Origin of the sequence: Oleomonas cavernae (assembly GCF_003590945.1) — a bacterium.
Lineage (GTDB): Bacteria > Pseudomonadota > Alphaproteobacteria > Zavarziniales > Zavarziniaceae > Zavarzinia > Zavarzinia cavernae.
The window spans coordinates 2837234-2857956 of the sequence record NZ_QYUK01000011.1; the positions used below are offsets into that span (position 1 = coordinate 2837234).

The window sequence follows — 20723 nt, forward strand, 5'->3', positions numbered from 1 at the left end:
AGGAACACCGGCGCAGAGGGTAGCGAGGCCGGCGCCCGGCACAAGTCCGCATTTCCGATTTGTGCCTGTCTGGCGGGCACGCCCCTCGGCTATAAGCGGATCATGACCGCGCCCGCCCTCGCCAGCCCCAAGCCCGCCGCCCCCACCTGGGCCTTGCCCGCCCTGATTCTCGGGGCAGCGGCCATCGGCTGTTCGCCGATCTTCGTGCGCCTGTCGGAACTGGGGCCGATCGCCACCGCCTTCTGGCGCCTGGCCCTGGCCCTGCCGCTGTTCTGGGCCTGGGCCGCGGTTTCGGCCCGCCGCGCCAGGGCCCCGCAGCCCCTGCCGCCGGGTTCGCGCCGGCGCCTGATTCTGGCCGGCCTGCTGTTCACCGGCGATCTCGCCACCTGGCACTGGTCGATCCACCTGACCAGCGTCGCCAATTCGACCCTGTTCGCCAATTTCGCCCCGGTCTTCGTCGTCTTCGGCGCCTGGGCCCTGTTCGGCGACAAGCCCAAGCCGGTCTTCCTGGCGGGCCTGGCGCTGACCGTGCTGGGCGCCGCCAGCCTGATCGGCAGCAGCTTCACCATCAGCGCCGACCATGCCCTGGGGACGGCCTGGGCCTGGTCACCGCCGTGTTCTTCGGTGCCTATCTGCTGGCGATCAAGGATCTGCGCGACCGGGTCGACGCCCCGCGCATCATGCTGTGGTCGAGCCTGGTCACCGCCATCGCCCTGCTGCCGATTGCCCTGGCCGCCGGCGAGACCATCCTGCCCACCTCCTGGCACGGCCTGGCCGTGCTGGTCGCCCTAGCCTGGGTCAGCCAGGCCGCCGGCCAGGGCCTGATCGCCGAGGGCATGGGCCACCTGCCCGCCGGCTTCTCGTCGCTGGTGATCCTGGTCGAACCGGTGGCCGCGGCGATCCTGGGCTGGCTGGTGCTGGACGAAGCGCTGGGGCTGGTCGAAGCCACCGGCGGCCTGCTGATCCTGGCCGGCATCATGGTCGCCCGGCGGGGCACATGAAGGCCGTGCCGCCACCCCTGCCGCCGTCCAGGCGGTGTTCGAGACCTACCCGACAGCGCTTCGCCTGCGGCTGCTATCCTTGCGCCGGCTGATCCTGGAAACCGCCGCTGCCACCGCTGGCGTGGGGCCGTTGGACGAAACCCTGAAATGGGCCAGCCCAGCTACCTCACCCCGTCAAAGAGCGGCAGCACGGTGCGCATCGACCAGGTGAAGGCGCTGCCCGGGCAATATGCGATGTATTTCCATTGCCAGACCGACCTGGTGGAAACCTTCCGCCACCTCTATCCCGATGACTTCAGCTTCGGCGCCAACCGCGCATTGCTCTTCGATGTGAAGCGGGCAGTCCCGGAAGTGCCGCTGCGTCACTGCATCGCACTCGCCCTGACCTACCATCTGAAGAAGCGATAGGGCCCAACGCCATCTCCTCCAATCGTCATCCCGGCGCAGGCCGGGATCCATTGCTCCGACAGGCGAGATCCAAACGAGATATGTCCTGCGTTGCATCGAAATGGATCCCGGCCTGCGCCGGGATGACGAGATCATAGCACTCTAGGAATTACACGACCGAGTTGATAGACATCCCTGCCGGTGCCGGCCCGCCGGTGGCCCAGTCCAGCAGTTCCACGCTGTGCACCACCGGCAGGTCGCCATGGGTCTCGATCTGGGTCAGGCAGCCGATGTTGCCGGCGGCGATGACGGTGCCGCCGGTCGCCGCCAGGGCCGCCGCCTTGTTGCGGCCCAACGGTGCCGAAAGTGCGGGCTGGAGCATGTTGTAGGTGCCGGCCGAGCCGCAGCACAGGTGCGCATCCTTGGGCTCGGTCACGGTGAAGCCCAGTTGGGCCAGCAGGCGCTTGGGCGCGGTGACCCGCTGGCCGTGGCGCAGCGAACAGGCATCGTGATAGGCGACCGAGACGCCCGAGACGTCGCGCGCCGGTTTCAGGGCCAGGCCGTCCAGCACCTCGCTGACGTCGCGGGCCAGCGTGCCCAGCCGCGCCGCCGCCGACGCCCGCGCCGGATCGTCCTTCAACAGGTGCCCGTAGTCCTTCAGCGTGGTGCCGCAGCCCGACGCGGTGACAATGATCGCATCCAGCGTGTCGAGATAGGGCGCCAGCGCGTCCACCAGGTTCGCGGCCATGGCCTGGGCCTGTGCCTCCTTGCCCATGTGCAGGGGCAGGGCCCCGCAACAGCCGGCCGCCGGCGGCACCACCACCTCGACCCCGTGGCGGGTCAGCAGGCGCACGGCCGCGGCATCGACCTGGGGCCGCAGCACCGGCTGGATGCAGCCGATGACCAGGGCCACCCGGGCCCGCCGCTGCCCTTGCGCCGGGTACACCTGGCCCGCCTTGATCGTGGCCGGGGGCGGCAGGCGGTGCGGCACCAGGGCGCCCAGCGCGCCCAGGCGCCCGGGCAGGCGACGGGCGATGGCGCCGAAGGCGACACCCGCCAGCAGGGCCAGGCGGAAGCGGCGCCGGCCGGGCAGCAGCCGGGCGATGGCCGTGCGCATCAGGCGGTCGACCGCCCCACGCGGCGCCGTCGCCTCGACATGGGCCTTGCCATGTTCCACCAGGCGGCCGTAGTCGACGCCCGAGGGGCAGGTGGTCATGCAGTTGAGGCAGCCCAGGCAACGGTCCAGGTGGTCGCGCACGGTCTCGTCGGCGGGCACATCGGCCTCGAACATCTCCTTCATCAGGTAGATGCGGCCCCGCGGCCCGTCGAGTTCGTCGCCGGTCAGAAGATAGGTGGGACAGGTCGCGGTGCAGAAGCCGCAATGGACGCACTTGCGCAGGATCGAGTCGATCTCGGCAATTGCCGGATCGGCCAGGCGCGCGAGCGAAAAACTGGTCCGCATCAGCCGAGCTTGCCCGGGTTGAAGACGCCCGCCGGATCGAAGGCTTCGCGCACCCGGGCATCCAGCGCGGCGCGGGCCGGCGACAGCGGCTCGAACACCGGCACCTGCTGGCGCAGCGCCGCCGGCCCCCGCATCAAGGTACTGTGCCCACCCGCCCGGGCGGTGGCGGCCCGGATCGCGGCGGCACCGGCGTCACCGGTGGGCGGCACTGCCAGCCACAGGCGGCCGCCGGCCCAATCGGCAAACCAGTGGCAGCCATGCAGCTTGCCGCACAAGTCCGCCGCCAGCGGCGTGCCGGCGGCAGGCGGCACCACCAGGCGCCAGATCGCCCGCTCGTTGCCGTTCAGCAGATCGGCGACATCGCGCACGGATTTCCACAACTCGGCCGAGACCGGATCCTCCACCAGTTCGACCGGCGCCCGCGCGCCCACCAGGGCCTCGAGATCGGCGATGCGCTCGTCCAGCGCGTCGGGCGGCCCGTCGAAGCGCACCAGCACCGTGGCCGCGGCCTGCGGATGGCCGGCATGGACCGCGACATCCGCCGGCAGATAGGCGATGGCCACCGGCTCGAGCGCGCTGCCGGCGATTTCCTGCATCAGCCCGCCCGCCGCGAGCGGATCCAGATCGAGCAGCAGGACCGAGACCGACGCCGTCGCCTGTCCGGCCAGCCGCAGGGTGAGGCGGGTGACCGCGAACAGCGTGCCATAGGATCCGGCGACCAGCTTGGGCAGGTCGTAGCCGGTCACATTCTTCACCACCCGGCCACCGGCCTTGAAGATTTCGCCCCGCCCGGTCACCCCGTCGACCCCCAGCAGGTGATCGCGCGCCGCCCCGGCACGCGGGCGGGGCGGGCCCGAGAGGTTGGCCGCGATCACCCCGCCGATGGTGCCGAGGCCGGCCGGTTCGCCGTAGAGCGGCCCCAGGTCCGGCGGCTCGAAGGCCAGGCGCTGGTTGTGCCGGGCCAGCACCGCCTCCAGCGTGGCAAGCGGCGTGCCGGCGCCCAGCGTAATGATCTGCTCGTCGGGCTCGTAGACCTCGATACCGGCAAAGCCCGACAGGTCGAGCACGGCGTCCGCCTGCACCACATGGCCCAGGCCCGCCTTGGTGCCCCGGCCGACCAGGTGCAGCCGGCGTTTGTGCGCGGCGGCCTCGCCCACAAGGGCGGCCAGATCGGGAAGCGTGTACGGCGCCAGGCGTTCCATCAGAACCTCGGCAGGTCGGGGAAGCGCAATTTTCCCCCAGAGACATGGACACGGCCCAGTTCGGCACAGGCATGGAGCGTGGGGAAGACCTTGCCGGGGTTGAGCAGGCCGGCGGGGTCGAAGGCGCATTTCAGGCGCTGCTGCACGGCCAGATCGGTGTCGTCGAACATCGTCCCCATCAGGTCGCGCTTCTCGATGCCCACGCCATGCTCGCCGGTCAAGACACCGCCCACGGCCACGCATTGGCGCAGGATATCGGCGCCGAAAGCCTCCGCCCGCTCCAATTCGCCGGGCCGGTTGGCATCATAGAGGATCAGCGGGTGCAGGTTGCCGTCGCCGGCATGGAAGACATTGGCGCAGCGCAGGCCGTATCGGGCCGACAGTTCGGTGATGTGGGTCAGCACCTCGGCCAGGCGGCCGCGCGGGATCGTGCCGTCCATGCACAGATAGTCGGGCGAGATGCGGCCGACCGCGGGAAGGCCGCCTTGCGCCCGGCCCAGAAGCCCAGGCGCTCGGCCTCGTCGCGGGTGCGGCGCAGGCTGGTGGCGCCGCCCTGGGTCAGGATGCCGGCGACCCGGTCCATCTGCGCCTCGACCTCGCCGGCCGGGCCGTCCAGTTCGACGATCAGCAGGGCCGCGGCATCGCAAGGATAGCCGGGCGCGCAGAAGGCTTCCGCGGCATTGATCGCGAGATTGTCCATCATCTCGATCCCGCCCGGCACGATGCCGGCGGCGATGATCGCGGCCACCGCCGCGCCGCCCGCCTCGACCGTGCCGAAGCCGGCCAGCAGGGCACCCGCCGCCTGGGGCTTTGGCGTGATGCGCACCGTTACCTCGGTGACCACGCCCAGCAGGCCTTCCGAGCCGGTGACGACCCCCATCAGGTCGTAGCCCGGCCCGTCCAGCGCCTTGCCACCGCCCACGCGAACCACCGTGCCGTCCATCAGGACCAGCTCGAGCGCCAGGACATTGTGGGTGGTGAGGCCGTATTTCAGGCAATGCACGCCGCCCGAATTCTCGGCGATGTTGCCGCCGATGGTGCAGGCGATCTGGCTCGACGGGTCGGGGGCATAGAAGAAGTCGTCGGCCTCCACCGCCTTGGTCAGGCCCAGATTGGTCACGCCGGGCTGCACGACCATGCAGCGGTTGGGAAGGTCGATGTCCAGGATCCTGTTGAAGCGGGCGAGGCTGAGCACCACGCCGTCGACCAGCGGTAGCGCCCCGCCCGAGAGCGAGGTGCCGGCGCCGCGGGGCACCACCTTCACCCGCCGGTGATGGCACTCTGCCAGGATTTTCGAGACTTGCGCCGTATCGCGCGGCAGCAGCACCGCCAGCGGCCGCTGGGCATAGGCGGTCAGGGCATCGCATTCATAGGCGCCCAGCGCCGTGGGCGCCGAGATGACCGCGTCGGCGGGCAACAGCGCACGCAGCGCGGCGACCAGATCGTCGCGCCGATCGAGCACGGCGCGGTCCGGCAGCGGCATCGTCAGCGCCATTGATCCTCCCTTGTTGGCCCCAGGATGGCAGGTCGGTGCCCTGTTGCAAGAGTGCGACTCATCGCCGATGACCCCGAGGATACAACCAATCTGGAGACTCTTTCCCAGGAGGAGCGGTTGGATTTGTGTCGCTATACCGCCGAGCCGCAGGCTTTGGGGGCGGCAAGACCGGGGTTGGACGGTGCGAGAACGCAAGCGAGGGCATGGGCCGGGCCACGGCGGGCGCAACTGGTGCCTGGCGGTGCTTTGCTGCCTGTTGCTGGTGGCCGGGTGGGGTGGATCGGCCCGGGCCGAGACCATCGTCGTCCTGGGCCGCCCGCTGGAGTTGTCGGTGCCGCAGGGCTTCTGTCGGCTGGACCCGGCCATCCCGCGCGAGGCGGCCCTGACCCAATCGATCGCCCGGGACCACGCCGTGCCGGGGCGGCCCTTTCTCACCTTCGTCGATTGCCAGGCCCTGGAAGCCTGGCGTGCCGGCGGCCCGGCCCGGTTCGGCCGTGTCGGCTGGCTGGGCCTGCCCGACGTGGCAGTCGACAGCATGAAGGGGGCCTGGGGCAGCGGCTATATCGACGGGGTCAAGGAGCGCCTGCCCCGGCATTCCGCCGCCGAGATCGCCGCCACCCCCGGCAGCGGCGAACCGGCCCTGCTGATCGAAGCGCCGCGTTACTTCATCCAGGCGAGCATGACGCCGGCCCAATTGAAGGTCACCGCCCTGGTCAACATCGCCGGGATGGCGCTGGCCTTCGCCACGGTCGAGGCGCCGGCCGCCACCGCCGACGAGACTGCCCTGCGCCTGGTCGAGAGCGCCGGATCGCTGGCCGCGACCATCGGCGAGATGTTTGCCGTCAACGACATTTTCGACGATGTCGACGTGCTGAGCGAGAACCCGCCGAACGAAGGCGCCACGATCATCACGATCGTGGCGGTGGCGTTCAGCCTGCTCAGCTTCATCGGGGTCCGGGCGATGTGGCTGCTGCTGCGAGCGCCGCGCCGGCGTAGCTGGCCCCTGGTGCCGCCCGGCGTATAGTGACCCCGCCTGGCCCAGGCGGGAGAGTCGCATGTCCTTGTTGCACCGGACCAAGCCGCTGGTCGTTGCCACCCTGTCGGTGATGGGGCGGCTGTCCAAGGGCATCACCTTCGGGGTGCGCGGCCTGGTGCTCGACGGTGACCGCGTGCTGCTGGTCCGCCATTCCTATGTGCCGGGCTGGTACCTGCCCGGCGGCGCGGTGGAACCCCGCGAGTCCGCGGTCGACGCCATCCGCCGGGAATTGCTCGAGGAGGCAAACCTCACGGTGACCGGCACGCCCGTGCTGGCCGGCCTGTTCTTCAATCGCGAAATGGCCGCGCGCGACCATATCGCGCTCTACCATGTGACCGACTGGACGCTGCCGGCGCTGCCCAAGCCCAACCACGAAATTGTCGCCGTCGATTTCTTTCCCCTGGCTGCCCTGCCCGAGGGCACGACCGCCGCCACAAGGCGCCGCCTCGACGAGCATCTGACGGGCGCGGCGCCCTCGCCGACCTGGTAGGTCGGCATAGAGACCATCTCAAAACTCGTCATCCCGGCCTTGAGCCGGGATCTTGTGACGCTCACACGCCGGAAACACTGGTCAAAAGATCCCGGATCTGCGCTGCGCTTCGTCCGGGATGACGATAAAAATCTTTAGAAATGACTTCTCATGCCGCGTGCAAGTGGCCGGACACAACGGCAGCACCGCCCCGGCGCCAGGCCCGCTCGTGGAAGAAGAACACCACGGTGTTCACGGCCGGCTCCACCAGGGCCACACCGGTCGCGATCGAGACCGAGCCGGTGAAGGCATAGGTGACAGCAAAGCCGACGGTGAAATGCAGCGCCGCGAAAGTGGCCGTCTTCAACAGATCACGGGTCATGATAATCCCTGCATCTTAGTTGCGAATGATTATTAATATAAGATCAAACCCACGCTTGCCATTGCGCGGGAAGCACCGGCCAGGCATGCCGGCGTCGCATATCCAGCACTCAGGGCTTCAGGTCGTCGCTGACCTTGATGCTGGCGCGGATCAGTTCCTCGTACAGGGTGAACTCGTCCACCCGGTCGGCGGGATAGCGGATGGTCAGCCGCAACAGGCCGCCCGGCCGGCCGTGAACCACCACCGTCTCGCGCTGACCCTTCTCCTCGGCCTGGAGCCACAGATCCTGGTTGCTGCGGCTGTAGCTGCCGACCGAGCGGGTCTTGGTCTCGGCCTTGAGGCTTTCCCACATCACGTCGAAGGCCTCGTCGCCCAGCGGCGGCTTGACCGTGATCTCCAGGCTGAAGAAGCCGTTGGCCCGAGCAGGCGGCGCCCGCCCTTGATCTTGGCGCTCTCGGTCAGGACGTTGGCGGGATAGGACAGCGACCAGCCGGCCTTGTCGTCGGCCAGCGTGGTCCAGCCGGCAGCCTGGGCGGCGGTGTCCGCCTCCTGCTGCAGCAGGGCCCAGTCGGCGGCGGCGACCAGGCCGGTGGGGTGCTTGTCGTGGGCCCGCTGCCAGGCGGCGAAGGCCGTCCGTTCAGAGGCGGAGGGCGGCGTGCCTTCCTCGGCATATTGATCCGGGATGAACCCGGCCAGGGACAAGGCCTGACCCAGGCCGGCCGCGTCGAGCTTGCCGGCCAGGCCGAGGTCGACGTCCTCGCCGGCCAGGGCGGTCAACTCGACCGTGCCCTCGACATCGGCCGCCGACCAGGTGTCCGGCGCCACGGTAAAGGTGCCCTTGACCGCGGCGCCGGCGAAATCGAGCCGCAGGGTCAGGCGGCCGCGATCGCTAAGATCGGCGGTGATCACGCACAGGGTGGCCAGGCAACTGCCGCTGAGCCCGCCGAAGCCGACCGTCGGCGCCAGCGAGGCGATCCAGCCCGAGACATCGAAGCGGTCGGGCTCGTAGCCCGGCTGGCGGTGCAGATCGACGACGAACTCGAGCGGCTGCGGGTAGCGGGCGCCGACCGCCTTGCCGCGCAGCACATCATGCAGGGCCGGCCGCTCGGCGGGCTGGCTCTCCTGGGCCGGGGCGTGGCGGGATCCTCGACATACCATTCGGCCGGCGCCGCACCGGCGGCGGGTGGCGCCGGCGCATCCGCTGGCAGGACCTGCGCGGTCGGCGCGTCGGCCGCCGGGGCCGGCGTCGTTTCCTGCGCCAGGGCCGGCACGGCGGTGGCCATCGCCAGGGCAAATAGGTACGGCGCCCGCATCATGGTCTCCCCGTCGCACGGCTTCGACCCGCAGGCTGCACGCTTGCGCCCGCGGGGGCAAGGGAGGCGGCGTCAGCCCTCGACCGGGATGCCCCACAGGTCGTAGTCGCCGGCGGCGTCGATCCTGACCTTTACCATCTGGCCGGGGCGCAGGCGGCCGGGCGCCTCGATGATGACATTGCCGTCGATCTCGGGCGCATCGGCATAGGAGCGGCAGATGGCCCCCTCTTCGGCGTCGATCTCGTCGACGATGACATCCATCACCCGGCCGACCTTCTCGTCCAGCTTCTGCGCGCTGATTTCCTGCTGAACTGCCATCAGGCGGTTCCAGCGCTCGTCCTTCACCGCCTCGGGCACCGCGCCGTCCAGCGCATTGGCCGGGGCACCGTCCACCGGCTCGTAGCGGAAGCAGCCGACCCGGTCGAGCCGGGCCTCCTTCAGCCAGCCGAGGAGATGCTCGAAATCCTCGTCCGTCTCGCCGGGGAAGCCGACGATGAAGGTGGAGCGGATGGCGATATCGGGTACGTCGCGGCGCCAGGCGGCCAGGCGGTGCAGCACCTTCTCCTGGTTGGCCGGGCGGCGCATGGCCTTCAGGACCTTGGGCGCCGAATGCTGGAACGGGATGTCCAGGTAGGGAAGGATCTTGCCTTCCGCCATCAGCGGGATGACGTCGTCGACATGCGGGTAGGGATAGACATAGTGCAGGCGCACCCAGGCGCCCAGTTCGCCTAAGCTGGCCGCCAGGTCGGTCATGTGGGCGCGGCGGTCGCGGCCGCGCCAGGGCGCTGCGGCATGGCGCACGTCGACACCATAGGCCGAGGTATCCTGGCTGATTACCAGGAGCTCGCGTACCCCGGCCTTGACCAGGTTTTCCGCCTCGCGCAGCACCTCGTCCACCGGGCGCGAGACCAGGTCGCCGCGCAACTGCGGGATGATGCAGAAGGAACAGCGATGATTACAGCCCTCCGAGATCTTCAGATAGGCGTAATGCCGGGGGGTGAGCTTAACGCCGGCCGGCGGCACCAGGTGCAGGAAGGGGTCGTGCCGGGGCGCGACGACCTTGTGCACGGCGGTCATCACCTGCTCGTAGCGATGCGGGCCGGTCACCGCCAGGACGCTGGGATATTTGTCCATGATCAGGTCCGGCGTCGCCCCCAGGCAGCCGGTGACGATGACCTTGCCGTTCTCGGCCAGGGCCTCGCCGATCGCCTCGAGCGATTCCGCGCGGGCCGAATCCAGGAAACCGCAAGTATTGACCACGACCACATCCGCCCCGGCATAGTCCGGGCTGATCTCGTAGCCTTCGGCCTTGAGCTGGGTGACGATCTGTTCGGAATCGACCAGGGCCTTGGGACAGCCCAGGCTGACCAGGCCGACTTTGGGAGCGGCCTTGATCGCGGCGGCGGTAGTGGACATGACTGTATTCTCAGGGAAACGGTTAATTGGCGCCTTTATCGGCTCGCCCGCCCGCTTCCGCAAGGGCGGCCTGCGCCATAGCCCCTGGAAACGGCTGCATAGGTGCCGCTAGGACACCGCCCCCACCCTTAGCGTGAACTGGCGCACGGCGCCGGGTTCCAGGTTGAAGACACCCGGCTTGTCCTTGAATTCCCCGGTAAAACCCGCCGGGCTGGCAAAGCCGGACCAGGGCTCGATGCACAGGAATTCGCCCCCGCCCTTGGACCACAGGCCCAGTTGATCGAAGCCCTCCCAGCCGATCCGCAGGGCGAAGGCCGGCCCGCCGTAGACCAGCCCCCGGCTCGCCACCCGGTCCAGGATGAGTGCATCCGCGTCGAACAAGGCATCATCCAGCGCCAGCAGATCGCCCTCGATCGGGCTTTCAACCACCTCGGGCGCCAGCAGGCCGCCTTTCAGGCGGCGGGCCGGGGCCGGCTCGGCCGGTCGAAGCGCAGCCAATGGGCGGTCTTGGGGGCGTCGAGGTCCAGCGGCCAGCGAAACGCAGGGTGCGCGCCGATACTGGCGGGCAGCGGTTCGTGCCCGCCATTGCGCAGGCGATAGGTCTGGCTCAGCCCCGCCTGGGCATCCAGCCGGTAGATGACCTCCAGGTTGAAGGCGAAGGGATAGTGTTCCCGGGTCGCCGCGCTGTCGGTCAGGACCGCGCGGCAGAAGCCTGCCCCCAGTTCCACCCAGGCAAAATCGAGGTCGCGGGCGAAACCGTGCTGCGACAGGGGTAGGATCGCCCGCGGTGGACCAGGGCATCGCCCGCCAGGCGCCCGACGATGGGAAACAGGTTGGGCGCATGGCGCGGCCATACCGCCCCCGCCTGCCAGATCAGTTCGCCCTGGCCATCGAGGGTGAGCGAGCACAACTCGGCGCCGCGGGCGGCGATCGTCGCCGTCCACGGCCCGGCGGTGATGATGTGCTTGGCGATGGAATTGTCCACGATCGTTCCGGTCAGGGGCGGGTTGGGCGGTGGATCATGGCCCAGCGCCCAGGCGGATGCCAGGGTGACGGGGCCGGCGCCGCCTGCTACGACCAAAGCCGGTGTTGCCCCGCCCGGCGTTCGGCCGCTAGGGTCAGCCCAAGCAGAACGGGCATGGCCCGCAGCCAGGAAGAGCGCCTTGCCGATCGCATTGATGGCCGACATTCATTCCAACCGCGAGGCGTTCAGCGCCTGCCTCGCCCATGCCCGGGCCCAGGGCGTCGACCGCTTCGTCTTCCTGGGCGACTACGTCGGCTATGGCGCTGACCCGGAATGGACCGTCGAGACCCTGGCCGAGCTCATCTCCCGGGGTGCCATCGCCATCCGCGGCAATCATGACGAGGCGGTGTCGCATCACAGCGGCACGATGAACAGCGACGCCGCCGTTGCCGTCGAATGGACGCGCGGCCGCTTGCCCCCGGAAACCCGCCGCTGGCTCGACACCCTGCCCATGACGGTCGAGGAAGACGACCGCCTCTATGTCCACGCCGACGCGTCCCAGCCCGAGCGCTGGCTCTACGTCAGCGACGGCGAAGCCGCCCGCCACAGCCTGGAAGCGACCCACACGCGGCTGACCTTCTGCGGCCATGTCCATGTCCCCGGCATCTACGGCCTCTCGGGCCTGGGCAAGCTGACGCCCTTCAAGCCGCAGCCCGGCATCGCCGTTCCCCTGCTGGTCCAGCGGCGCTGGCTGGCGGTGATCGGCTCGGTCGGGCAACCGCGCGACGGCGATCCGGCCGCCTGCTACGCCACCTACGATCCCGACCGTGCCGAGCTTACCTGTCACCGCGTCGCCTATGACATCGACCGCACGGCCAGGAAGATCCGCGAGGCCGGCCTGCCGGAAGCGCTGGCGGCACGCCTCTATCGCGGGCGCTGAGCGGCGATCATGGGCGAGCCGCGTATCGCCACGGGCAAGGTCATCGACGGTTTTCTGATGGGCGAGCGGATCCACATGGGCGGCATGGCGGTCCTGTGGTCGGTAACCCGTCCCGATATCGACCTGCCGCTGGCGATGAAAGTGCCCCGGCTGAGCGAAGGCGAAGACCCGGCCGCCATCGTGGGCTTCGAGATGGAGCAGATGATCCTGCCGCGCCTGAGCGGCCCGCATGTGCCCAGGTTCATCGCCGCCGGCGATTTCGCCGCCCAGCCCCATATCGTCATGGAGCGCATCGCCGGGCCGGCCCTGCACGCCCGCCTGCCCGACCTGCCGCTGGACCCGGCCGAGGTCGCCGGCATCGGCGCGGCGGTGGCGACCGCGCTGGACGCGCTGCACCGGCAGCATGTCGTCCACCTGGACGTCAAGCCCTCGAATCTGATGTGGCGCAAGCCCGGCGAGATCGTGCTGATCGATTTCGGCCTGTCGCGACACCTGCAGTTACCCGACCTGCTCGACGAGGAATTCAGGCTGCCCTACGGCACCGCCCCCTACATGGCCCCCGAACAGGTCCTGGGCCGCCGCGACGACCCGCGCAGCGACCTCTTTGCCCTGGGCGTCTTGCTGTATTTCTTCGTCACCGGCCAGCGCCCCTTCGGCGATCCGCAAGGCTTGAAGGGGCTGAAACGCCGGTTGTGGCGCGATCCGGTGCCGCCGCGCGCCAAGAGGCCCGATTGCCCCCCTGGCTGCAGGAGGTGATCCTGCGCTGCCTGGAGGTCGATCCGTCGCGGCGTCATCCGACCGCGGCGCAACTGGCCTTCGATCTGCGCAATCCCGACCAGGTGGCCCTGACGGCACGGGCGGCGCGGATGCGGCGGGACGGCTTCTGGACCGTGCTGAAACGCCGCTTCGATCCCCTCGCCGGGATGGCCGGCGACACCGCCCCGCCCGCCGCGGGCCAGGCGGCGCCCATCGTCGTCGCCGCGATCGACCTGGGCGACAGCACCGATCTGCTGGCCGATGCCATGCGCGCGATGATCCGGCGGATGATCGATGCCGTTCCCGCCGCCCGCCTCGCCTGCGTCAACATCCTGAAGACACGTCGCATCGGCCTCGACACGACCCTGGACGACGAGGGCGAGAGCAAGCACGTCCAGCGCCTGGTCGAACTGCGCCACTGGGCGCGGCCCCTGGAACTGCCGGCCGACAAGATCACCTTCCACGTGCTCGAGGCGACCTCGCCGGCCGCCGCCCTGCTGGACTATGCCCGCGCCAACCAGGTCGATCACATCGTGATGGGCGCACGCACCCGTTCGCTGATGCGCAGCCTGCTGGGCAGCGTCTCCGCCGAGGTGGCGGCCGAAGCGCCCTGCACGGTCACTGTCGTGCGCCCGGCCGACCGCCGCTGAGGCGGCGCCCGTCAGGGTGTCTTCCGGTGGAACACCACAAGCCTGCCGCCGCGCGCGTCCAGCAGCAGCAGCCTGTCGCCATCGAAGGCATAGCGCGTCGCCTGCTCAAGGCTTTGCAGGAAGGCCGTCTCTTGGGCCATGGCATCCTCGCAGAACATGCGCGTGGCGAAGACCTGATCGAAATCGATCGTCTCGCCCTCGACCCGCGCCGTGCCGCCATAGCTGTTGCAGCCCGCCTGGCCCGAGACGCGGCCGTCGGCGGCAATCGTCATGGTCGGCGCCCGGCCCTTGACGATCGGGCCCAGCGTCATCTCGTCGGCCACCCAGTCGACGCCGGCAAGCCCGGCACCGGCCGGCCGCGCCGCCACATATATCGTACCGCACCCGGCCATTGCCAGGCCCAGGGCCAGGGCGCTCGCTTGTCCCAACCGCCTCACCTCAACGCTCCTTCCGATCTGCCTAACCGCGCCCGCGATAGGGGGCAACCCCCTGGTCGGGCAGCCACAGCCCCTGGGGCGCCGGGCCGGTCGCATAGAAGACATCAATGGGGATGCCGCCGCGCGGATACCAGTAGCCGCCGATCCTGAGCCACTTGGGCGCCAGTTCCGCGACCAGCCGCTTGCCGATGCCCACGGTGCAATCCTCGTGGAAGGCACCGTGGTTGCGGAAACTGCCCATGTAGAGTTTCAGCGCCTTGCTCTCGACCAGCCAGCCGTCGGGCACGTAGTCGATGACCAGATGAGCAAAATCCGGCTGGCCGGTGACTGGGCACAGCGAGGTGAATTCCGGACAGACGAAGCGCACCAGATAGTCGGTCTCGGGGTGCGGGTTGGCAATGCGCTCCAGCACCGCCTCGCCTGGCGAGGCCGGCAGATTGGCGTGGTGGCCGAGAAGGTGCAGGTCGGTGGTCATCGGAAAACAGCCGCGGTTGGAAATCGCGGCCACCCTGCCACAAGCCGCCCCATCAAAGCCATTCGGTCAAAGCCACCCAGCCTTGCGGAAGCGGTAGTAAAGCGCACCGCAGACCCCGGCGATGAGGCCCAGCACGAGGAAATAGCCGTATTTCCAGCCGAGTTCAGGCATGTGCTCGAAATTCATGCCGTAGATGCCGGCGATGGCCGTGGGCACCGCCAGTATCCCGGCCCAGGCGGCCAGCCGGCGGGTGATCACGTTCTGCTCGGCCTGGCCGGTCATCAGGCTGGCCTCGAAGGCGAAGGCCAGCACCTCGCGCAGGGCGTCGATATCCTCGCGCGCGCGCTTCAGGTGATCGCCGACATCGCGGAACAGGGGCTGCATGGCCGCGTCGATGGCGACGACCTCGGCATGCTCGAGGCGGCTGCAGACATCGATCAGCGGCACCGCGGCATTGCGCAGGCGCAGCAGGTCGCGGCGCAGCAGGTAGAGGCGGTGAACGTCGGTCTGCCCGGGCGGCGTGCCGAAGACCGTGTCCTCGATCCCCTCCACCTCGGCGTGGATCGCGGCCAGCACCGGCTGGTAATTGTCGGCGATGAAATCGAGGATCGCATAGAGGATGTAGTCCTCGCCATGGGCCAGGACCTTGGGACAGGCTTCGGTATGCTCGCGCACGGCCGAATAGGAGACCGAGGCGCCGTGGCGCACCGAGACGACGTAACCCCGGCCCAGGAACAGGTGGGTCTCGCCGAAGGCGATCTGCCCGTCCACCATCTGCGCCGTGCGCGCGACCACGAAGATCCCGTCGCCATATTGCTCCAGCTTGGGGGCCTGGTGGGCCTTGCCCGCGTCTTCGATCGCCAGGTCGTGCAGGTGGAACTGGGCCTGGACCCGGCGCAGCAGGGCTTGGCTCGGCTCGAACAGGCCGATCCAGACGACGTGATCGGGGCGGCTCGCCCACTGGCCGGCCTCGTCGATCGCGATGTCGTTGATCCGCCGGCCGCCGGCATAGACCCCGGCGGCGACCACACCCGCTTCCAGCCTCGGTTTGGCGCCCGCCGCGGTTTCGGTATTGCCGTCCAAATCAGGCTCCTCGCCGGTTCAACCGGCCTTGTCTTTATTGCGCAAGAGGCCGGCGAATTTGTGGCGGATGGGCAGCCGCTCGTCGGACAGGGATTCCAGGAAATCCGAGAGTTTGCGCGACTTCATGATGGTGAACAGGATCAGCCAGACCGTGGGCAGGAAGACGATCAGGAAGTAGAAGACCTGCATCCAGATCGGCTCGTCCGCCGCCGCGATCAGGTTCATGCCCAGGAAGCCGGTGGCCAGCGTGCCGACCAGGCCGAAGATGGTGACCACGGTGAGGCGCAGCACCGAATTCGACTGGCGCCGCTGGCTGTCGGAATCGAGGTAGTTGCTCATGTCCTCGACCTCGGCGCGCACCTCCTCGAACAGGCGATCGGTGTCGAGATGGTCGCTGGTGCGGCGGAACAGGTCGGCGGCGGCCAACTGGTTCGAGACTTCGTGGAACCAGTAGCGGTGCGTGAAGCGCAGGAAGTTCTCGCGGATGCGCCGGATGTCGCGCTTGAAGCGCTTGATCGAGTCGACATCCGAGACGTCGAGGTCGCTGATCGCCGTCACCAGCCGGTCGGAAAACATGAGCAGGGCCGCCCGGTGCAGGTGGGCGATCAGGCCGATCAGGAAGTATTGATGGCGAAACAGGCTGAGCCCGCCCACTTCCGGGTCGGTGTAATGGGGATCGGCGACATTGCCGACGATGGTCACCGAATGGCGCGAGCAGATGATGCGCAGGGGCGTGCCGTCGTGCCCGCCCAACTCGTCCCAGAAGCGGTCGTAGCAGAAGCGGGCCTCGAAATCGGCCATGAAGCGGCGCGAGAACGGCAATTGCCCGGGCGGCCCCGGCGGCGAGGCCAGGCCGATGCGCATCCAGTCGCTGCGCGACAGCGACGCGGGATCGTCGACCGCGAGATAGGCGAGCAGCGGCATGCGCTGGTATTCGAGCTGGCGGTAGCGGATCGCCCCCGCCTCGCCCGAATGATGCAACACCATGGGGCGCAGCAGATAGGCCCAGTGGGCGGCGATATAGGGCGCCTTGTTGGTGCAGACGAATTCCATGTACTGCGCGCGCCGCTCGTAGTCCGACGCGGCGAGCACCGTACCGTCGTGGCCCAGCCATTCGATCTTGTGGCAGCAGTAGACGGCGCTGCCGTCGGGATTCCACGAGGTCGGATAGGCGCGGCCGAAACGGAACAGCACATCCTGGACTTCGGCCAGGGGAAGATCGTCGGCATAAAGCTCGATCACCAGGAAGGCGACGTCGATATCGTAGAAGAAATAAAGGTCGACATGGGCGATCTCGAAGCCGATCACCGGCCCGTCGGCCCGGCCCTGGACCCGGGCCTGCGCCACATCCTTGCGGCGATAGACCTTGATCGGCGAGGCGCCGTAGCCCGCGCGCTTGGGGTCCGTGGTGCCCTCGCCATAGAGGAAGCGCTGGACATGGGGCATGAAGGCGACGAATTCGACGTAATGGCGTTCCTTGAATTCCTGGCAGTCGGCCGTGAATTCGTCGGTCAGTTCGGTCCAGGCGCAATTGTCGCCGCCCAGCTTTTCCCAATGGTTCTGGATGGCGCCGCCGCCCGGCAGCGGCATCAGTTGCACCGGCCAGATCAGGATCTCGCGAAACTGGCGGGCGATGGGGCTTGTGCTGCCGGGTTCGACCGGCGGAATCATCGGATCGGTCATGATCGCCCTTGAACCATTTCCCTGACGATCCGCGCCTATTGGCCCAAGATCAAGGGCGTCGCTGCAAGGGGTTCCGGACCTTCTGCGACATCGTGCTGTGCAGCCTTGCTGAAATTTTGCTGGTCAAAGCCGGCTTTGCGTACATCTTGTGCCGCTTTGCCGGCCTGGGGCCGGCGGTTTGAACGGGATTAGGCTTGGCCATGGGCTATGCCGTGAAAGAGATCTTCAAGACGCTGCAAGGCGAAGGCGCCCAGGCCGGCCGGGCGGCCGTGTTCTGCCGTTTTGCCGGCTGCAACCTGTGGTCGGGCCGCGAGGCGGACCGCGCGGACGCGGTCTGCACCTTCTGCGATACCGATTTCGTCGGCATGGACGGCGACGGCGGCGGCCGCTTCGAGACGGCGCAGGACCTGGCCGCGGCGATCGAGCGGGCCTGGGCGGACGCGTCGCACGAGCGCCGCTATATCGTCTTCACCGGCGGCGAGCCGCTGCTGCAGCTCGACGAAGCGCTGCTGGAGGCCGTTCATGCCCGCGGCTTTGCCGCCGCGGTCGAGACCAACGGCACGCAGGAAGCGCCCGCGGGGCTGGACTGGGTCTGCGTCAGCCCCAAGGCCGGCGCGCCCCTGAAGCTCGACCAGGGCGACGAGATGAAGCTGGTCTACCCCCAGGCGGGGCTGGACCCGGCGCAGGTTGCCGACCTGGCCTTCGAGCATTTCTGGCTCCAGCCCATGGACGGCCCCGACCGCCTCGCCAATACCGCCGCCGCCGTCGCCTATTGCCTGGATCATCCGCGTTGGCGCCTGAGCCTGCAGACGCACAAGCTTATCGGAATTCCCTGATGTTCGAACTCTCCAAGCAGTTTCGCTTCGAGGCGGCCCACACCCTGCACCGCGCGGTCGATGCCGAGCCCAGCCGGCGCATTCACGGCCATTCCTACCGCGCCGAGGTGATCCTGCGCGGCCCGGCCGACCCGGTCACCGGCATGGTGATCGACTTAGGGCTGTTCGAGCGTTCGCTGGCGATGGTGCGCGATGCCCTGGACCACCGCCTGCTCGACGAATTGCCCGACCTGGGGCCGGCGACCATGGAGAACCTCTCGGCCTGGATCTGGCGCCGGCTGGCGGCCGATGCCCCGCAACTGGCCCGGGTCACGATCTACCGCGACTCCCTGGGCGATGCCTGCAGTTACTTCGGGCCCGATCATGGCTGACGGCGGCGCCCTGGTGCTGTTTTCCGGCGGCCAGGATTCGGCCACCTGCCTGGCCTGGGCGCTGGACCGCTTCGAGCGGGTGGAGACGGTCGGCTTCGATTACGGCCAGCGCCACCGGGTCGAACTCGCCTGCCGCGCCACCCTGCGCGCGGGCCTTGGGCGGATGCGGCCCGACTGGGCAGCGAAGCTGGGCGACGACCACACCATCGGCCTGAGTGCCCTGGGCGAGGTCTCCAACACCGCGCTGACCCGTGACGTCGCCATCGAGATGACCCAGGGTGGCCTGCCCAACACCTTCGTGCCCGGCCGCAACATCGTCTTCCTGACCTTCGCCGCGGCGCTGGCCTATCGCCGGGGCCTGCGCCACATCGTCGGCGGCATGTGCGAGACCGATTTCTCGGGCTATCCCGATTGCCGCGACGACACGATCAAGGCCCTGCAAGTGGCCCTGAACTTAGGGATGGACAGCCGCTTCGTGCTGCACACGCCGCTGATGTGGATCGATAAGGCGCAGACCTGGGCCCTGGCCCGCTCCCTGGGCGGCGACGCGCTGGTCGACCTGATCGTCGAGGACAGCCACACCTGCTACCTGGGCACCCGCGAGATGCGCCACCCTTGGGGTTACGGCTGCGGCACCTGCCCGGCCTGCCTGCTGCGCGCCGAAGGCTTCCGGCGGTTCAAGTCGGCCTAGCGGATAGAATGTTACCGATGGCCCCCTGTTTGTGAGCCTGTGGATCTCACCCCCATCGTCATCCCGGCGGAGGCCGGGATCCATTCCGGGGCAGCGCGCGACGTCGCAATGGATTCCGGCCTTCGCCGGAATGACGCGATAATCCTGGTGCCTTCACGGGGACAGGGCGTCAGAGCCCGTCCACTAGAAATGGGCGAGGTAGCCGCCGTCGACCGCCAGGGTCTGGCCGGTGACATAGGAGGCACTGGGGCTGGCGAAGAACACCACGGCGCCGGCGATCTCGTGCGGGGCGCCCCAGCGCGCCAGTGAGGTGCGCCGGGCGAGCCAGGCGCCCACTTCCTTATCGGCGACCATCTCGGCATTCGCCTGCGTGGCGAAATAGCCCGGCGCCACCGCGTTGACGGTGATGCCCCGCACGCCCAGTTCCGCGGCCAGCGCCCGGGTCAGGGCGTCCAGCCCGCCCTTGGCCGCGGTATAGGCGGGATCGCCGGAACGGGCGATCGGCCCGGCGATCGAGGTGATGTTGATGATGCGCCCGCCCGCCGGCATCAGCGCCGCCGCCCGCCGCGCCAGATGCAGGGGCGCCACCAGCGAGACCTCGAGCAGGTCGCGCACGGCGGCCAGGTCGATCGCGTCGAGACCCCGGCGATCACGCCTGGCGGCATTGTTCACCAGGATGTCGAGCCGGCCGTGGCGGGCGCGGACATCCTCGATCGCGGCATCGACCGCCGCCGCATCTGTCAGGTCGAAGACGAGCGGCGAAGCCTCCCCGTCGGCCGCGCGAATCAGCTCGACCGCCGCACCCACCGTCGCCCCGTCCCGGCCATGCACCAGAACATGGGCCCCGGCAGCGGCCAGCGCCTTGGCGATTTCCAGGCCCAGCCCCCGGGCAGCACCGGTGACCAGCGCCACCTTGTCGTCGAGATCAAACATGGGCCGCAGTCTAGCGCGGGAAACTGTCCAGGAAAGGCGGCAGTGGCCGCTTGAGCGGGAACCGACAGACGGGCCGGCGGAAAATTGCCGGCCCGTCCGCGGTTGCCACGATTCAGGCCGCGCGCCTGGCCCGCTCGCTCATCTCCTCGGCCATGGCCTGGGCAACCGCGGGCCGCGCCAGGTGGGCCTGGTAATAGGCATTGATGTTGGGCCAGCGCGCAATGTCGGTGCCGATGAAGCGGAACCAGTTCAACAGGGTGACAAAATACGCATCCGCCACCGTGAATCCGTCGGCAACCAGATAGGCGCGCTCGCCCAGCCGGCGCGACAGGTAGTCGAGGGTCGGCTCCAACGCCGCCATCGCCGCGGCCTTGGTCGGCTCTGCCGCCGTGCCCGAGAAGATCGGCTGGAACAGGCGCTTGTGCACCTCGGTCGAGAGATAGTTGAGCGTGTCGATCAGCAGGTAGCGCTCGGTCGTGCCCCAGGCCGGCGCCAGGCCCAGTTCGGGCTTCTGGTCCGCCAGGTATTGCAGCACCGACGGGCCTTCGTTCAGCACCTGGCCCGAGGCCAGCACCAGGGCCGGGACATAGCCGTTGGGCGCGATCTCGCGGTAGTCGCGGCCATCGGCGGTCTTGGCCCCTTCGACGTAATGCACGGTGACCGGCAGGCCGGCTTCGAGCGCGGTGATGTGCGAGGCCAGCGAACAGGCCATCGGCGAAGCGTAAAGTTCCATGACACCCT

27 protein-coding genes and 1 pseudogene are annotated in these 20723 nt (G+C 68.9%); 11 read left to right on the forward strand and 17 right to left on the reverse strand.

The features are described 5' to 3' along the window. Window positions 1–102: 102 nt before the first annotated feature. The 3 genes and pseudogenes from D3874_RS30545 to D3874_RS17510 form a co-directional block, all read left to right on the forward strand. Window positions 103–534 (forward strand): annotated as a pseudogene (locus D3874_RS30545) (EamA family transporter); the annotation flags it as partial. A gap of 80 nt (window positions 535–614) precedes the next feature. After that, window positions 615–1001, forward strand: a complete 387-nt coding sequence (locus D3874_RS30550) for a DMT family transporter (RefSeq protein WP_233559988.1) — start codon at window positions 615–617, stop codon at window positions 999–1001. Window positions 1002–1148: 147 nt separating this feature from the next. Beyond that, on the forward strand, window positions 1149–1409 hold the full coding sequence (locus tag D3874_RS17510; protein WP_199699117.1) for a hypothetical protein: 261 nt from the start codon (window positions 1149–1151) through the stop codon (window positions 1407–1409). Window positions 1410–1557: 148 nt separating this feature from the next. Here the strand turns inward: D3874_RS17510 and glcF are convergent, their stop codons facing one another. Genes glcF through D3874_RS17525 form a run of 4 tightly spaced genes read right to left on the reverse strand, consistent with a single transcriptional unit; the run spans window position 1558 to window position 5547 of the window. Next, window positions 1558–2850 carry a glycolate oxidase subunit GlcF gene (gene glcF, locus D3874_RS17515; RefSeq protein ID WP_119779213.1) on the reverse strand — a complete coding sequence of 431 codons (1293 nt, stop codon included), beginning with the start codon at window positions 2848–2850 and terminating at the stop codon, window positions 1558–1560. Continuing rightward, window positions 2850–4052, reverse strand: coding sequence for an FAD-binding protein (locus tag D3874_RS17520; RefSeq protein ID WP_119782347.1), 1203 nt, complete (start codon window positions 4050–4052; stop codon window positions 2850–2852). Before D3874_RS17520 ends, glcF begins: the two co-directional genes overlap by 1 nt. After that, the gene (locus D3874_RS32485; RefSeq protein ID WP_456306423.1) at window positions 4052–4492 is read right to left on the reverse strand and encodes an FAD-linked oxidase C-terminal domain-containing protein; all 441 of its coding nucleotides are present in this window, start codon (window positions 4490–4492) and stop codon (window positions 4052–4054) included. Before D3874_RS32485 ends, D3874_RS17520 begins: the two co-directional genes overlap by 1 nt. Beyond that, a complete protein-coding gene (locus D3874_RS17525) occupies window positions 4450–5547 on the reverse strand; it encodes an FAD-binding protein (RefSeq protein WP_456306424.1) in 1098 nt (365 codons plus the stop codon). Before D3874_RS17525 ends, D3874_RS32485 begins: the two co-directional genes overlap by 43 nt. Window positions 5548–5728: 181 nt before the next feature. Between D3874_RS17525 and D3874_RS17530 the strand changes: the two genes are divergently transcribed. Beyond that, window positions 5729–6571: a hypothetical protein gene (locus D3874_RS17530; RefSeq protein WP_147385703.1), complete on the forward strand. Its 843-nt coding sequence runs from the start codon at window positions 5729–5731 to the stop codon at window positions 6569–6571. A 31-nt stretch (window positions 6572–6602) separates the two neighbouring features. Next, window positions 6603–7073 carry an NUDIX domain-containing protein gene (locus D3874_RS17535; protein WP_199699118.1) on the forward strand — a complete coding sequence of 157 codons (471 nt, stop codon included), beginning with the start codon at window positions 6603–6605 and terminating at the stop codon, window positions 7071–7073. Window positions 7074–7221: 148 nt separating this feature from the next. Here D3874_RS17535 and D3874_RS17540 read toward each other — a convergent pair whose 3' ends face one another. The 7 genes from D3874_RS17540 to D3874_RS30565 all read right to left on the reverse strand — a co-directional run bounded on the left by D3874_RS17540 (window position 7222) and on the right by D3874_RS30565 (window position 11244). After that, window positions 7222–7434 (reverse strand): DUF2061 domain-containing protein, encoded by a 213-nt coding sequence (locus D3874_RS17540; protein ID WP_119779215.1) that lies wholly within the window; start codon window positions 7432–7434, stop codon window positions 7222–7224. Between the two features lie 109 nt (window positions 7435–7543). Then, window positions 7544–7789: a hypothetical protein gene (locus tag D3874_RS17545; RefSeq protein ID WP_147385704.1), complete on the reverse strand. Its 246-nt coding sequence runs from the start codon at window positions 7787–7789 to the stop codon at window positions 7544–7546. Beyond that, a complete protein-coding gene (locus D3874_RS17550; RefSeq protein ID WP_147385705.1) occupies window positions 7786–8592 on the reverse strand; it encodes a hypothetical protein in 807 nt (268 codons plus the stop codon). The genes D3874_RS17545 and D3874_RS17550 overlap by 4 nt, the downstream gene beginning before the upstream one ends. Before the next feature lie 227 nt (window positions 8593–8819). Beyond that, complete coding sequence (rimO, locus tag D3874_RS17560; protein WP_119779219.1) at window positions 8820–10163, reverse strand: 30S ribosomal protein S12 methylthiotransferase RimO; 1344 nt, start codon at window positions 10161–10163, stop codon at window positions 8820–8822. A gap of 108 nt (window positions 10164–10271) precedes the next feature. Continuing rightward, window positions 10272–10661, reverse strand: coding sequence for an aldose epimerase family protein (locus D3874_RS30555; RefSeq protein WP_233559989.1), 390 nt, complete (start codon window positions 10659–10661; stop codon window positions 10272–10274). Next, on the reverse strand, window positions 10616–10891 hold the full coding sequence (locus tag D3874_RS30560; RefSeq protein ID WP_233559990.1) for an aldose epimerase family protein: 276 nt from the start codon (window positions 10889–10891) through the stop codon (window positions 10616–10618). The genes D3874_RS30555 and D3874_RS30560 overlap by 46 nt, the downstream gene beginning before the upstream one ends. Next, window positions 10855–11244 carry a hypothetical protein gene (locus D3874_RS30565; protein WP_233559991.1) on the reverse strand — a complete coding sequence of 130 codons (390 nt, stop codon included), beginning with the start codon at window positions 11242–11244 and terminating at the stop codon, window positions 10855–10857. The genes D3874_RS30560 and D3874_RS30565 overlap by 37 nt, the downstream gene beginning before the upstream one ends. 82 nt (window positions 11245–11326) lie before the next feature. Between D3874_RS30565 and D3874_RS17570 the strand changes: the two genes are divergently transcribed. From D3874_RS17570 to D3874_RS29430, 3 genes are read left to right on the forward strand one after another with little or no spacing between them, the layout of a single operon-like run. Next, the gene (locus D3874_RS17570; protein ID WP_119782349.1) at window positions 11327–12067 is read left to right on the forward strand and encodes a metallophosphoesterase family protein; all 741 of its coding nucleotides are present in this window, start codon (window positions 11327–11329) and stop codon (window positions 12065–12067) included. Between the two features lie 9 nt (window positions 12068–12076). Continuing rightward, window positions 12077–12823 (forward strand): serine/threonine protein kinase, encoded by a 747-nt coding sequence (locus D3874_RS29425; protein ID WP_199699119.1) that lies wholly within the window; start codon window positions 12077–12079, stop codon window positions 12821–12823. Next, window positions 12799–13473, forward strand: a complete 675-nt coding sequence (locus tag D3874_RS29430) for a universal stress protein (RefSeq protein ID WP_199699120.1) — start codon at window positions 12799–12801, stop codon at window positions 13471–13473. The genes D3874_RS29425 and D3874_RS29430 overlap by 25 nt, the downstream gene beginning before the upstream one ends. Before the next feature lie 11 nt (window positions 13474–13484). On the opposite strand, the gene D3874_RS17580 is transcribed toward D3874_RS29430, so the two are convergent. The 4 genes from D3874_RS17580 to D3874_RS17595 all read right to left on the reverse strand — a co-directional run bounded on the left by D3874_RS17580 (window position 13485) and on the right by D3874_RS17595 (window position 17151). Then, window positions 13485–13901, reverse strand: a complete 417-nt coding sequence (locus D3874_RS17580) for an META domain-containing protein (RefSeq protein WP_158596085.1) — start codon at window positions 13899–13901, stop codon at window positions 13485–13487. A gap of 31 nt (window positions 13902–13932) precedes the next feature. Beyond that, window positions 13933–14385, reverse strand: coding sequence for a preQ(1) synthase (gene queF, locus D3874_RS17585; RefSeq protein ID WP_119782350.1), 453 nt, complete (start codon window positions 14383–14385; stop codon window positions 13933–13935). A 66-nt stretch (window positions 14386–14451) separates the two neighbouring features. Continuing rightward, on the reverse strand, window positions 14452–15468 hold the full coding sequence (locus tag D3874_RS17590) for a magnesium and cobalt transport protein CorA (protein WP_233559992.1): 1017 nt from the start codon (window positions 15466–15468) through the stop codon (window positions 14452–14454). A gap of 18 nt (window positions 15469–15486) precedes the next feature. Next, a complete protein-coding gene (locus D3874_RS17595; protein WP_233559994.1) occupies window positions 15487–17151 on the reverse strand; it encodes a CorA family divalent cation transporter in 1665 nt (554 codons plus the stop codon). Between the two features lie 200 nt (window positions 17152–17351). Here D3874_RS17595 and queE point away from each other — a divergent pair, with 200 nt between their 5' ends. The 3 genes from queE to queC are packed head-to-tail and all read left to right on the forward strand — an operon-like array spanning window position 17352 to window position 19049. Further along, window positions 17352–17987 (forward strand): 7-carboxy-7-deazaguanine synthase, encoded by a 636-nt coding sequence (queE, locus tag D3874_RS17600; RefSeq protein ID WP_119779221.1) that lies wholly within the window; start codon window positions 17352–17354, stop codon window positions 17985–17987. Then, a complete protein-coding gene (locus tag D3874_RS17605; protein ID WP_119779222.1) occupies window positions 17987–18358 on the forward strand; it encodes a 6-pyruvoyl trahydropterin synthase family protein in 372 nt (123 codons plus the stop codon). Before queE ends, D3874_RS17605 begins: the two co-directional genes overlap by 1 nt. Next, complete coding sequence (queC, locus tag D3874_RS17610; RefSeq protein WP_199699121.1) at window positions 18351–19049, forward strand: 7-cyano-7-deazaguanine synthase QueC; 699 nt, start codon at window positions 18351–18353, stop codon at window positions 19047–19049. The genes D3874_RS17605 and queC overlap by 8 nt, the downstream gene beginning before the upstream one ends. A 183-nt stretch (window positions 19050–19232) precedes the next feature. Here the strand turns inward: queC and D3874_RS17615 are convergent, their stop codons facing one another. Next, the gene (locus D3874_RS17615) at window positions 19233–19982 is read right to left on the reverse strand and encodes an SDR family oxidoreductase (RefSeq protein ID WP_119779224.1); all 750 of its coding nucleotides are present in this window, start codon (window positions 19980–19982) and stop codon (window positions 19233–19235) included. 112 nt (window positions 19983–20094) lie between these two features. Next, window positions 20095–20715, reverse strand: coding sequence for a glutathione S-transferase C-terminal domain-containing protein (locus D3874_RS17620; RefSeq protein ID WP_158596086.1), 621 nt, complete (start codon window positions 20713–20715; stop codon window positions 20095–20097). Between the last annotated feature and the right edge of the window lie 8 nt (window positions 20716–20723).

Bases quoted from the DNA above. Each gene is read 5' to 3' on its own strand.
- D3874_RS17525 (WP_456306424.1), bottom strand. From the start codon at position 5,547: ATGGCGCTGACGATGCCGCTGCCGGACCGCGCCGTGCTCGATCGGCGC.
- rimO (WP_119779219.1), bottom strand. From the start codon at position 10,163: ATGTCCACTACCGCCGCCGCGATCAAGGCCGCTCCCAAAGTCGGCCTG.
- queC (WP_199699121.1), top strand. From the start codon at position 18,351: ATGGCTGACGGCGGCGCCCTGGTGCTGTTTTCCGGCGGCCAGGATTCG.
- D3874_RS17540 (WP_119779215.1), bottom strand. From the start codon at position 7,434: ATGACCCGTGATCTGTTGAAGACGGCCACTTTCGCGGCGCTGCATTTC.
- glcF (WP_119779213.1), bottom strand. From the start codon at position 2,850: ATGCGGACCAGTTTTTCGCTCGCGCGCCTGGCCGATCCGGCAATTGCC.
- D3874_RS17535 (WP_199699118.1), top strand. From the start codon at position 6,603: ATGTCCTTGTTGCACCGGACCAAGCCGCTGGTCGTTGCCACCCTGTCG.
- D3874_RS17510 (WP_199699117.1), top strand. From the start codon at position 1,149: ATGGGCCAGCCCAGCTACCTCACCCCGTCAAAGAGCGGCAGCACGGTG.
- D3874_RS17605 (WP_119779222.1), top strand. From the start codon at position 17,987: ATGTTCGAACTCTCCAAGCAGTTTCGCTTCGAGGCGGCCCACACCCTG.
- D3874_RS32485 (WP_456306423.1), bottom strand. From the start codon at position 4,492: ATGGACGGCACGATCCCGCGCGGCCGCCTGGCCGAGGTGCTGACCCAC.
- D3874_RS17520 (WP_119782347.1), bottom strand. From the start codon at position 4,052: ATGGAACGCCTGGCGCCGTACACGCTTCCCGATCTGGCCGCCCTTGTG.
- queF (WP_119782350.1), bottom strand. From the start codon at position 14,385: ATGACCACCGACCTGCACCTTCTCGGCCACCACGCCAATCTGCCGGCC.
- D3874_RS17620 (WP_158596086.1), bottom strand. From the start codon at position 20,715: ATGGAACTTTACGCTTCGCCGATGGCCTGTTCGCTGGCCTCGCACATC.
- queE (WP_119779221.1), top strand. From the start codon at position 17,352: ATGGGCTATGCCGTGAAAGAGATCTTCAAGACGCTGCAAGGCGAAGGC.
- D3874_RS17550 (WP_147385705.1), bottom strand. From the start codon at position 8,592: ATGGTATGTCGAGGATCCCGCCACGCCCCGGCCCAGGAGAGCCAGCCC.
- D3874_RS29425 (WP_199699119.1), top strand. From the start codon at position 12,077: ATGGGCGAGCCGCGTATCGCCACGGGCAAGGTCATCGACGGTTTTCTG.
- D3874_RS17615 (WP_119779224.1), bottom strand. From the start codon at position 19,982: ATGTTTGATCTCGACGACAAGGTGGCGCTGGTCACCGGTGCTGCCCGG.
- D3874_RS17595 (WP_233559994.1), bottom strand. From the start codon at position 17,151: ATGACCGATCCGATGATTCCGCCGGTCGAACCCGGCAGCACAAGCCCC.